Source organism: Actinocorallia lasiicapitis, from assembly GCF_054778695.1.
In genome coordinates this window covers 1-10824 of the sequence record NZ_BAAGZI010000186.1, presented here as the reverse complement: position 1 = coordinate 10824, position 10824 = coordinate 1, and the positions used below count along the sequence as shown (strand labels likewise).

General features: G+C 67.4%; 10 protein-coding genes and 1 pseudogene. 7 read left to right on the top strand and 4 right to left on the bottom strand.

Features of this window, described 5'->3' with window-relative positions; all coding sequences use genetic code 11:
- Window positions 1–1521, top strand: a 1521-nt coding sequence (locus tag ACYVE7_RS20130; RefSeq protein ID WP_460366504.1) for an ATP-binding protein, incomplete at its 5' end; no start/stop codon positions are given.
- Window positions 1522–1695: 174 nt separating this feature from the next.
- Here the strand turns inward: ACYVE7_RS20130 and ACYVE7_RS20125 are convergent.
- Window positions 1696–1911, bottom strand: coding sequence for a hypothetical protein (locus ACYVE7_RS20125; protein ID WP_460366503.1), 216 nt, complete (start codon window positions 1909–1911; stop codon window positions 1696–1698).
- Here ACYVE7_RS20125 and ACYVE7_RS20120 point away from each other — a divergent pair.
- Window positions 1892–3364: a tyrosine-type recombinase/integrase gene (locus ACYVE7_RS20120; protein ID WP_460366502.1), complete on the top strand. Its 1473-nt coding sequence runs from the start codon at window positions 1892–1894 to the stop codon at window positions 3362–3364. The two genes, ACYVE7_RS20125 and ACYVE7_RS20120, sit on opposite strands and share 20 nt — an antisense overlap.
- A gap of 115 nt (window positions 3365–3479) precedes the next feature.
- Here the strand turns inward: ACYVE7_RS20120 and ACYVE7_RS20115 are convergent, their stop codons facing one another.
- Window positions 3480–3929, bottom strand: a complete 450-nt coding sequence (locus tag ACYVE7_RS20115) for a hypothetical protein (RefSeq protein ID WP_460366501.1) — start codon at window positions 3927–3929, stop codon at window positions 3480–3482.
- A gap of 121 nt (window positions 3930–4050) precedes the next feature.
- Window positions 4051–5358: a TerD family protein gene (locus ACYVE7_RS20110; RefSeq protein ID WP_460366500.1), complete on the bottom strand. Its 1308-nt coding sequence runs from the start codon at window positions 5356–5358 to the stop codon at window positions 4051–4053.
- A gap of 194 nt (window positions 5359–5552) precedes the next feature.
- Between ACYVE7_RS20110 and ACYVE7_RS20105 the strand changes: the two are divergent.
- The 5 genes and pseudogenes from ACYVE7_RS20105 to ACYVE7_RS20085 all read left to right on the top strand — a co-directional run bounded on the left by ACYVE7_RS20105 (window position 5553) and on the right by ACYVE7_RS20085 (window position 9014).
- Window positions 5553–6837 (top strand): annotated as a pseudogene (locus tag ACYVE7_RS20105) (IS256 family transposase).
- A gap of 480 nt (window positions 6838–7317) precedes the next feature.
- On the top strand, window positions 7318–7755 hold the full coding sequence (locus tag ACYVE7_RS20100; RefSeq protein ID WP_460366499.1) for a hypothetical protein: 438 nt from the start codon (window positions 7318–7320) through the stop codon (window positions 7753–7755).
- A gap of 193 nt (window positions 7756–7948) precedes the next feature.
- Window positions 7949–8263: a PadR family transcriptional regulator gene (locus ACYVE7_RS20095; RefSeq protein ID WP_460366498.1), complete on the top strand. Its 315-nt coding sequence runs from the start codon at window positions 7949–7951 to the stop codon at window positions 8261–8263.
- Between the two features lie 311 nt (window positions 8264–8574).
- Window positions 8575–8739: a hypothetical protein gene (locus ACYVE7_RS20090; RefSeq protein WP_460366497.1), complete on the top strand. Its 165-nt coding sequence runs from the start codon at window positions 8575–8577 to the stop codon at window positions 8737–8739.
- 14 nt (window positions 8740–8753) lie between these two features.
- Window positions 8754–9014, top strand: a complete 261-nt coding sequence (locus ACYVE7_RS20085; protein WP_460366496.1) for a hypothetical protein — start codon at window positions 8754–8756, stop codon at window positions 9012–9014.
- A gap of 162 nt (window positions 9015–9176) precedes the next feature.
- On the opposite strand, the gene ACYVE7_RS20080 is transcribed toward ACYVE7_RS20085, so the two are convergent.
- Window positions 9177–10703, bottom strand: coding sequence for a trypsin-like peptidase domain-containing protein (locus ACYVE7_RS20080; protein WP_460366495.1), 1527 nt, complete (start codon window positions 10701–10703; stop codon window positions 9177–9179).
- Window positions 10704–10824 lie beyond the last annotated feature (121 nt).

Genomic DNA, 10824 nt, shown 5'->3' with positions numbered 1-10824 from the left:
GCCGGCGCCGCGGCGGCGATCCGGCTCTTCGTGGTGCGCGCCGCCGATGCGGCGCCGGGCTTCGAGCTCACGCCGGGCAACGTCGCCGACGTCATCGAGGTCTGCCGTCGCCTGGACGGGCTGCCGCTGGCGCTGGAGCTCGCAGCCAACCGAGTGCGGGCGCTCGGAGTACGCGACCTGGCCGCTCGGATCGACGACCGGTTCCGGCTGCTCACCTCCCGGCAGCGCGGCGCGTTCGACCGGCAGCACACGCTCCGCGCGGTCATCGGATGGAGCTGGGACCTGCTCGCCGACGCCGAACGCACCGTGCTGCGCCGTTTCGCCATGCACGCGGCGCCCTGCAGCCTGCAGGCCGCCGAGTCGGTGTGCGCCGGCGGTGAGATCGCCGAGTTCGACGTGGCGGACCTGCTCGCTCGGCTGGTCGACCGGTCGCTCGTGGTCCGTGTCGACAGCGGCAGCGGCTCCCGCTACCGCCTGCTGGAGACCGTCCGCGCCTACTGTCTCGAGCGGCTGGAGGAGTCCGGCGAGGGCGCGGCGACCGAGCGGCGCTACGCCGCGTACTACGACCGGCTCGCGCTCCGGTCCGAGCCGCGCCTCTACGGGTACGGCGAGATGTTCGCCCGCATGGGCGACATCTACCTGCGGCACGGTGAACACGACACCAGTGCCGTGCCGGCCGCCGGTCCCGCTGCGCTCACGGCCACGTCGAAGGACGGCACGCCGATCGCGTACGAGCTGCGCGGCCAGGGGCCGCTCCTCATCCTGGTCGGCAACACGCTGACCGAACGCGGCGCGCTACGGCCGCTGGCCGCGCGGCTGGCGGGCAGCTTCACGACGCTGGTGTACGACCGCCGGGGGCGCGGTGCGAGCGGCGATACACCGCCGTACACCGTCGAACGGGAGGTCGAAGACCTCGCCGCGCTGATCGACGCGGCCCGCGAGAGCGTCCCAGGCTCCGGCCGCGGCCCGGCGTACGGGTTCGGCATCACCACGGGCGCGGTGCTCGTCGCGGAGGCCACCGCCCGCGGCGTCGGCTTCGCGGCCATAGCCGTCATCGAGCCGCCGTTCATCCTCCCCGGCACCAGGACACCGATCCCCGCAGGCTTCCAGGCGCACGTCGAGAACCTGGTCGAAGCCGGGCGGCGCGGCGACGCCGTGGAGTACTTCCTCTCCGAAGCCGTCCAGATGGCCCCGGAAGTACTCGCCCCATTGCGCAGCACCGCGCGCTGGCGGGACCTGGAGGCACTGGCGCACACCATCACCTACGACACCGCGATCATGAACGGGCATGTCCTGCCCGCACACTGGGCCGACCAGATCACCGCACCGGTACTCGTCCTGGACGGCGGCCTCAGCGCCCGCTGGCGGCGACTAACCGCCCAAGCCGTCGCCCACCTCCTACCGAACGCACGCCACCACACCATGAACGGCCAGCCACACGATCCAGCCCCCGACCTCCTCGCCCCGCTCCTGACCGACTTCTTCCTCGGCACCCCCCGCCCCCTCCCCACAACCAACTGATCTTCAACGCCCCAGCCAAACGCGATCGCGGGCCAGGCAGGCGTTCACAAGCATCCAGCAGAACACAAACCCCCAGGCCGGAAGAGGCTCCGACCGTCCACGAACACCAACGCGCACGCTTGAAAAGCGTGTTGGGGGCAACCCCTCACGAGTTCGAATCTCGTATCCTCCGCCTTAGGGAAACCGCCTCTGACCTGCGACAATCCGCAGATCAGAGGCGGTTTCGTCGTTCCAGGGGGTTCCCAGGGGGTTGCCGTCATCCGGCAGCCACCCAGAAGCCCCGCCCGGCAGAACAGTCGGGAAGGTTCGACCGAGGCCGTCTCCCAGGCCGACGATCAACGGATCGTCGAAGACAGGAGACGTCGCGAGAATGGCGACCAGCACGGCCACCACCCGCACCCGCAAGAAGCCCACCGACGACTGGACCCGTTGTTCGGAAGGCATCGAATACAAGAAGACGCGCGGCGGCGACGTCATCTACCGAGTCCGCTGGATCATCGGCGGCGGCAAGAAGGGCCCGCGCGACGAGGACTACTTCTCGGGCCACACCGAGGCCAAGAACTTCCGTGCCCGAATGATCGCAAATGGCCGTCGGCACCCCGACCGCGAACCGGCCCCCATGGACGCCCCCGCGATCCTCCAGGCCGCCCCATTCGTCGCCCTCGCCCCAACGGCCCCTGTCACGCCCGACCCGCCCGCCGAACCCGCGGGCCCGGCGTTCCCCGGCCGAACGATGGCCGCGGCGTTCGACACCTACCTCGCGTACCTGGAAGAACGGAACCTCGTCGAGCCCCGCCAGCTCACCGACTACCGCCGCCTGTGGGAACGCCACGTCCTCTCCTCCGTCGTCACCGTTCACGACGAGAACATCGACGGCACCACCACCGAACGCAAGGTCGGTCCCCTCGGCGGCCTCCATGTCACTGAGATCACTGCCGCCGTGATCGACGCCTGGGTTGTCTGGATGACCAAGCGGACCTACGTCAAGCGCAAGGCCCGCCCGGAGCGCCGCCGCCCCGACGGCACCTTGATCCCCAAGGTGGACGAGATCAAGAAGCCCTACAGCCCGAAGACCATCCGCGACGTCCACGGCACCGTCATCTCCCCCATGCTCGGCTGGATCGCCACCCGCAAGGGCTGGATCGACGTCAACCCCTGCGCCGGCGTCCAGCTCCCGCCCCTCAAGTTCCAGGCCGTCAGCCTCGACGAGGTCCCCATCGGCGCCGAAATCCCCCTGTGGATGCGCCTCGGCTACGACGTCTCCGTCCTCGCCGGCGACCTGATCACCCTCGCCGTCGGCACCGGCCTCCGCTACTCCGAGCTCACCGCCCTACGCGCCCGAGACCTCGACCTCGACCTCGACGCCAAGACCCTCCGCGTAGCCCAGGCCGTCAAGCTCGACAAGAACCACCGCCCCTACATCGCCAACTACGGCAAGACCGACTCAGCCCTCCGCACCATCCGCATCGGCGACGACCTCTGCCGTCTCCTCCGCCGCCGCATCGAGAACCTCACCCCCGACGTCCTGATCTTCCAAAGCACCGCCGGTGGCATCCTCCAGGCTCACAACTTCCACCAGGTCCACTGGACCAAGGTCGTGGACAAGGCCCGCGAGGCGGGCATCACCACCGCCGCCACCATGCACAAGTTCCGCCACAGCCACGCCACGATGCTCCTGGCCGCCAACGTCTCCATGGACACCGTCTGCAAGCGCCTCGGCCACAAGTCCATCGTGATCACGAGCCTGCTCTACAGCCACCTCGTCCCCGAGGCCGACACCCACGCCGCCGACGTCATCGCCGCCGTTATGAACCCGACAGGAACCTTGGCCGCGGCAGCGTAGGCGCTGAGCCCGGTCTCGTCCTCCGGTCGGCGATGGGGCGGCGTAGTTACGCAAGTGGCTCCGCCGCCCTCGCCCCCTTGAACTCCGGGCCGAGATAAGCCCGCATCACCAAGCGTCACGATGCGTTGGTGATCACGAACTCGCCCGCTCCAGCCGCGGCCCCATAGAAAGCGATCAGGTCATCCAGAGCCTCGCGCAGAGACGGCAGCACTTCAGACTGCCAGCCCTGTTCGAACTTTTCGCGAGTTCTCTGGTCATAGCCGTTCACGCGTCGTTCGTTCATATATGCCGTGACCTCGATGAGGTCTTGCGGGAGAAGGATCAAGACCGGTGGTCCACCTGGGTCGGTGAATGCCGGCTGGCCACCCAGCACTAGGCCCGCAGCCGCGTCAGCGCGAGTGTCTTCGCCGTTCAACAGCTCAAGAGCCATCTGCCAGGTCCCGTGACCCAGCTCAAGCTGGGCATCTACCTGGTCATCGAGCTTCGCCAACGACTGTGGCAGATTGCAGAACTCCTCCTCGAGCCAGCTCTCCGCCGCCCGATAGAGGTGAAGGTGGATCCCCATATCGCCTCCTTACACCCACCGAACCAAGGCCAAGGAAGTATGCCCTACCTCATCCCAACCTGCGGGAACGAGGGCACCGTCGGCCCCAGCGGCTCGCAGCTCCCCAACCCCCTAGGGCCGTCTACTCCACGACATCGACTCCGTAGGAGCGAGCCAGAGAAGCGAGATCGTGGTCGTAGCCCTGGCCGACCGCTCGCAGGCGCCAGAGATCTTCGCGGCGGTAGATCTCGGTCAGGATGAGGGTCTTCTCGGTGGTGGCGGCGTCCAGGGTGGCCTCGGCCACGGGAGTGGCCGTGCCGGGGGTCGCCTGGATCTCGACGGCGCCTACGTCTCCGAAGGTGGAGGTGCCGTCGATGGACGCGGCGACGACGATCTTCTGAACGACCAGCGGCAAGGCGTCGAGGTCGATCGTGATGGCCTGCTCGGCGGGGCCGTTGGTCGCCAGGGTGATCGTTCCGTCAGGGCTCTCCGGTGCGCCGTAGAACACGAAGTCCTCATCCGTTGAGACCTGGCCGTCGGTGTCAACGGCGAAGGCGACGAGGTCGATCTCGCAGGCGGTCTGGTGATCCCAGGAGGCGCTGATCGTCCAGCGGCCGGGTTCGGGGAGGTCTATGACCGCGCCGCGGCACAACACCTGGGCGGCCGCGGACTCAACGGGTGCGGCCTGCGGGTCGAGCAGCCAATCGCGCGTGCGCAGCGGCAGGCCCAGGGTACGGATCTTCCCGATCCGGCGATCGAGGTCGCCGTCTTCGAGGAGGAGCACGTCGGTGACGCTCTTGGAGAGGTTGACCGAGGCGGCACCGCCTAGCTCGGCGATCTTCACGCGGAGCTCGGCAGCGAGGTCGTGCGGGCCGCCGAGGACCAGGACCCGGTGGCCGGCCAGCGGGCCGGACGGCTTGGGCGCCGGGCGCGGTGCGGGGACTCTGCGGGCCCTCTTCTCGCCGAGCGGCTGACCTGGTCGAACCTGCTCCAGGAGCCGGAGGAACGTCGGTTCGTCGACGATCGGGACTCCGGCCGCCCGCGCGTTGTCGGCCTTGGTGGTGCCCGTTCCGTCGTCGTTGGTGACCAGAACGCTGGTGTGCTTACTGACGTTGTTCATGACGTTCAGTCCGGCGCCGACCGAACGGGCGATCAGGTCGAGGCGCGGTGTGGCCGTCTCACCGGTGATCGCTACCTTCATCCCCTGCACGAGGACGTCCGTGAGAGGGCCGGGGTTCCCGAACGCACAGCGGGCCTTCGGGACGCTCGGTGGGAAGTAATAGGAGTTCTGCCGTGGCGGGCAGGCCACGAACGGGAGCGGCATCGCGAGCTGCGCCACCGAACCCAGCGAGGCAGCCAACACCCCGGCCAGCATCCGAGTGTCGCCCAGAGCGTCATGGGCTCGCTGGGGCGGGACGCCGTAGTAGTGGACGAGTGTGCCGAGCTTCAAATTCGGCGTGGGCGGGGAGATCCGCCGGTTCAGCGCAACGGTGCATAGACGCTGCTCAACAGGGATCGTGATCCCGGCAGCGGAGCAATGCTTGAGATCTGTGGATCTATCGGGAAGGGGGTGCACCTTCCCGATGATCACGACTCATCTCAAGCATGACCGACGCGCCAACGTCGGTGGGGAAGGCACACCCGATGCTCACCGTAGTTCCTGACCCGTCTGACCGCGAGCCGGCCGGCGAGGCCGCCGGTTCGTCGGTGTCGTTGATCGATGAGATCGTGCGGGAGGGCGCCCGCCGGATGCTGGCCGAGGCGTTGCAGGCCGAGGTCGACGCCTATTTCGCCCGGTTCGCCGACGAGCGCGATGCCCGCGGCCGCCGCCTGGTCGTCCGGAACGGCTCTCACCAGCCGCGCGAGATCCTCACCAGCGCGGGGGCGGTGGAGGTGACCGCGCCGCGGGTCAACGACAAGCGCGTCGACCCTGCCACCGGGGAGCGGCAGCGGTTCTCCTCAGCGATCCTGCCGCCGTGGTGCCGGAAGACCCCGAAGATCAACGAGGTGCTGCCGCTGCTCTACCTGCATGGCCTGTCGACCGGTGACTTCGTGCCCGCGCTCGGCCAGTTCCTCGGCTCCTCGGCCGGGTTGTCGGCGCCGGTCATCACGAAGCTGACCGAGCAGTGGAAGAACGAGCAGCGGACGTTCGCTGCCCGTGACCTGCGGGAGGTTGACTTCGTCTATCTGTGGGCCGACGGGATCCATGTCAACATCCGGCTCGAGAAGCACAAGCTCTGCCTGCTGGTCATGATCGGAGTACGCGCGGACGGCCGCAAGGAGCTCATTGCGCTGACCGACGGCTACCGCGAGTCGACCGAGTCCTGGGCCGACCTGCTACGCGACTGCAAACGCCGTAGCATGCGCGCCCCCGTCCTGGCGGTCGGTGACGGTGCGCTCGGCTTCTGGGGCGCGCTACGCGAGGTGTTCCCGCAGGCCAGAGAACAACGCTGCTGGTTCCACAAGATCGCGAACGTGTTGGGGGCCCTCCCGAAGTCCGCGCACCCGGGCGCGAAGAAGCACCTCGCGGAGATCTGGAACGCCGAAGACCTCGACCACGCCCGCCGGGCAGTGAAGGAGTTCCAGGCCGCCTACGGGGTCAAGCATCCCAAGGCCGTCGCGAAGGTCGTCGATGACCTGGAAGAACTCCTCGCGTTCTACGACTTCCCGGCCGAGCACTGGCAGCACTTGCGGACCACGAACCCGATCGAGTCGACGTTCGCGACCGTTCGCCACCGCACCAAGGTCACCAAGGGGCCGGGCTCTCGCGCCGCCGGGCTGGCGATGGCGTTCAAACTGATTCGAGGCCGCGCAGGCCCGCTGGCGAGCAGTCAACGCACCCCACCTCGTCGCGCTCGTCCGCGCCGGGGCCACCTTCGTCAACGGCAAACTCGTTGAGCTTCCCGACGACCGACCAGCAGTTGCCTAAGAACATGATCCTGACCCAACTCATCGACCGCCCCGACGGCTACCGCCCCTCGATCACCCCGAGACCAAACATTCCGTCCTCCAGCACGCCACCGCCTCCCTACGAGGCCGCCCAGCCCCCGACGTCCACCGCCAAATCCACCGCGTCTCCGCACGCCTTAACGCACCGATCACCGAGGTCAGGTCCGCCTTCATCGGCGAGCCCACCCAAGAGATCGCGCTCGCCTCGATGACCTTCCCGATCCCTGCCAACCAGATACTCAAGACCTCTCCGAGCGTCTCGCCAGAGCAATCGCAGCCCGTCCCGGCCGTAGCTGCGGGTCTACCGCCCACGATCAGCAGGTAGGCCGACACAGAGCAAGAGACCCTTGACGCAGCGCAAGATCTCTCACCACGACTGGCCAACCCACAGGTCAACCCGGCGGTATACCGCCGATATACCGCCCCGTGCCAGCCTCTGCCTGACCAGACGAGCCCCTCCGTGGAGGTAGAAGTGCAGCACAAGCGCAAGACCTTGGGCGTGATCTTCTCGCTGATCGCGATGTCCTTCGTCACCGCGACGGCGACCGCGACCCCGGCCCTGGCCGACGTCGGGGCGTACGGGAACATCCAGAACAACCTGCCGGGAAGCTACCCGGTGAAGATCGCCAGGTTCGGGGTGGGCGGCAGTCACTACTGCGGCACGGCCAACGCCGGCTCGTTCACCTGCGAAGAATGGTGGCTGCCCTCCGGCAGGAGCGACTCGTGGCTGAAGGGGTACTGGTTCGACACCGACGGCTTCAAAGTCGAGAACGTCGATTACTACTACGTGAGCGGCTACGGCTGGGTCCCCGGCAACACCTGGTACAAGATCAGCGACTACCACGAGGTCACCTGCTACATGAGCAGCGGAAACGCCCGCTGCGACGTGACCCTCTGACCGACCGACGAACGCTGGGGACCAGGCCAGAAAAGACGGTCTGGTCCCTGGTGCGTTGGGCCATCAAGGCGAGACGCTGGAGGCCTTCCGCGCGAAGGAGAGTCAGTGGGCGCCGACTAGGTACCCTAGTTAGAGAAAAAGCGGAAGAGGTGTAGACGCGACTCAATGACCTAGTTAGAGCTAAAGCGTGAAGATGACCTTGCAGACTCAGATGGTGCTGGACGCGCTGCTGCGCAATCCGGCCCGGGAGATGTACGGGCGGGAGCTGGCACAGGAGACCGGACTGACGCCCGGAACGACGCACCTGATCCTGCTGCGGCTGGAGGCCGAGGACTGGGTCACCTCCTACAAGGAGGACATCGACCCGAGCGCTGAGAAGCGACCCGCCCGCCGCTACTACCGGCTGACCGCCACCGGCACGACCCAGGGCTCAGCCACCCTGGCTACCGCCCGCCGTCCCTCCGCCCGCGCTCTGCGTGGCCTGGCCGGTGAAGGCGGTGCCGCCTGATGGCCAGCTCCCCTCCACCCAAAAGAACCGCTTTGGGGTTGCTCCTTTTCCTCGCATTCCTCGTCGCTAGCGCGGCGGCCGTCGTTGACGGAGCCCTGGGGGAAACGGACAAGATCTTCAGCTTTGTTGCTAGTTTTTCTCTGCTCACGAGCCTCGCCTCGCTCGGCTGGGTGGGGTCCACCGCGAGGCGGGGCGGGGCGTCGTCGACTCGGCGCTCGCGGAAGAGCGGCCACCAGGAGCTGCAGCACCGGTCCGATGCGGTCGCAGCGCATCCCCAGCCGGGCTGGCAGATGAGGACAATCGCGGTATGCATGGCACCGGTCGCCCGGCGGCGCTGGCTGGACGACATCGCCGAGACACTGCACGACTACGACGTAGCCGATCACGCCGACCTGCTGCGCGACTTCCGGACCAATGCGTTCGTGGTGATCCTGCGCAGCTGGACGATCGACTACACCCGGTCGGGGGCGTCGTGACCACGATCAGGGTGTTGATCCTGCTGCTACTCGTCTCGGTTTCGCTCCACATCGGGACTGTGTCGGGCGTGCTCAACTACGTGCAGGAGCACGACCTGGCTGGCGCGTTCGCCGCGGGCGGATCAGCGACCGGCGTCGCGCTGGCCGTGCTCGTCGCGGTGTACAGTGCGTTCGCGTTCACCAACAAGACCAACCAACCCGGCACCACCTCCTCGACCACGCCCGCGCCGCCCCCCACGCCGCCGCCCGTCCAGTCCCCTGGGTCGGGCACGTGAACGAGCGAACCGCGGATCAGGCCTACCGGCTGCTCCTGCCGTTTGGCCTGGACGCGGCATCCTGAACGCAGGCCGAATCACGGCCATACGAAGCCGACCTGACCGTGGCTCTCCGCATACCTTGCGTGCTGCCCAATCGCCATCGGCAACAGACAGCCCGGGTCAGCGATACTTCTTGAAGACGTCGTCCCAGACAATTTCGTCTCGCTCGAACTTCTGGCGGAAGATGCCACCGTCATGGACCTCTGCCGCGACCGGGTAGCCGTAGTCGCCGGCCTCGGCGCCGTGCCGCAGCCACTCCTCATAAATCTTGATCATTACCGCATGCGATCCGTTCGAGCGCGTGGGGTGAGCAACGATGGCTCCATCCTCGAAGGCTTGGCGTTGCCCACCGTCGGACGTGGGCATCTGGTCGCTGATGGGGTAGCCGAGCGGGCCTCCCTCCCAGGCACCCGTCCGGGAGCCGGTCGTTGTCCAGGTCGCGAAGAACTCTTTGGAGATCCAGTGCGCACCGCGAGAGCGCTGCGGGTGCCAATACATCCAGCCATGCTCGAATTTCTGGTGGTATCCCTGGTCGCGTTGCTTTTCCTCATCTACCGGGAACCCGAGCGGCCCTGACTCGGCCTTCAGCGCGTCCCATCCCAGGCAGATTTCCCCCCACACGATGTGCGCGCCAGTGTCCCGGCTCCAATAGATCCGGGAAGGGTAGAGCTGCTGCTTCCCAGGGAAGCCGAAGGCCGCGAATAGACCACGACCGTCCGCAGTAGCGGTCACCGGCCCAAGTGGGCAACCTAGTCGCAGGGCGGGATCGCGCTTCTGCGCTTCAAGGTAGGCGGCCAGAATCGGACCGGGAGGCAGTCCGACCCCGCGGCACCATCCACCACGCCCGTCTGCCAGCTTGGGGATGACGGCAGCGTCAGCACCGAGGCCCCATGCTGTGAGGAGCGCGACAATGCCGATAAGTGGTTTCCTCGCAAAACGCATCGTCCTTGCCATCAGCCCCACGCCGACCTGGGGTAGGTGGTCAGGATCGGCACCGAGGGTTGCCCACCAAGTGCCGGCGTCGGGGAGTGTAGAGATATGCGTGATCGGTACGAGGGTGAGGTCGGAAGGACCCTGGCGAGGCGCGTGTTCGGACACCACCCCAACAATCTGGCCACCGGCCAAGACTGCGGCGCCGGACATTCCCGACCACGGTGATTGAGTCAGCCCGCTCTGGGCGGACGGCAGCGGTTGAGGTGTGTGGGTGGTCTTCAGGGTGAGCAGCCCCGACGCCAGGTTCTGGGAGTTGGGGATGCAGCCCTCGACATGGACGGTGTCGCGGATCGCGTCCTCGGCGTCGCTGCGGGCGGCGAACTTTGGAAAACCGACCGCGCTACATTCCTTGATCACCACCGGTTGCGGGGTGCTCCGTGGGACCTGGGCGTAGGTTGCCGGGGACAGCGGTCCGAGGTCCTCGTCCAGCGCCAGGATCGCCAGATCCGCGTTGTTCAGGTCCCCGGCCAGATACAGGGTCGCGGGCCATGCCTGCTTCGGGGCACCAGGCGTCGCGCCAACCCTGCGAATGGTCAGCACGCCGTCAATGACGGCGTGCAACGAGGTGAGCACGTGGCGGCCGTCGATCAGGAACCCCGACCCGCACCGCCACCGCGGATGCGCACCAGCACCGCGGTCTGCCAAGACCTCCACGAACCGGTCCTGGACCGCCTTAACACCCAGACCGTCTGCCGCCACTAGTACTACATGCCTAGATCTTCATAACCTGGAGGCGCAGGCGCCGTCTGAAATGGCGCCTGCGTGCTTCGGCTTG